Annotated in this window: 1 protein-coding gene; it reads right to left on the reverse strand. The window is 49.8% G+C overall.

What is annotated here, in order from left to right:
* Window positions 1–189: 189 nt before the first annotated feature.
* Window positions 190–468, reverse strand: coding sequence for a hypothetical protein (locus ACR0IP_RS23325; RefSeq protein WP_170723698.1), 279 nt, complete (start codon window positions 466–468; stop codon window positions 190–192).
* Window positions 469–673: the final 205 nt, after the last annotated feature.

Genomic DNA, 673 nt, shown 5'->3' on the forward strand with positions numbered 1-673 from the left:
GCTGCACTGCCCACAAGTAAAAGCTGTCTGTTGGTTGGCCTTTCGCGTCGACCGTTCTAACGTTTTGTTTTGGCATCGACATACGGAATCTTCGACCACGCCACAGAGCGTCACACTGAACCGAGAACTGGTTTACTTGATTGTGTGAACGTCAGATTGGTCTACACGCCAGTTTCACGCCTTCCGGCCTCATTCGTCTTGTAGCTCAGAGCCCGCTTCGGGGCGGAGAAGTACAGACAATACTCGGCGGTGAATACGATCTAGATCGTAATCGGTTAGTTCTAATCCCTCAGTCATCCGCGCTTTGAATGATTGAAAGTCTCCGCGAGTAATCTCGTCACGGTTTTTGTCGTCTCCGGCGAGTTGCTGCGCGAGTTTTTCCTTTCGGAAGTCCAGCAGAAAACGGGAAAATCGAGCGTTCAATTCGGAGTACTGAGGGGACTCCTCGATAGGCGATTTGTTTTTCATCAATTCGGTATCCGATAGCCATGGAACTGCCCGAGCGGTTTTGCTGGGCAAGTACAACATTCTGGTCAGCTTTTGCGTGTGACGCGTATGAGACGATTTGGTTCCATGGCCACAGTCTTGAGATTTTCTGGTCTTGGTCAATAGCGCGAATGTTATCGACGGTCGCCTAACGCAGAACAATCTCAGAACTCTACAGGAATCTTTT

This window comes from Ruegeria sp. AL11, from assembly GCF_056540865.1.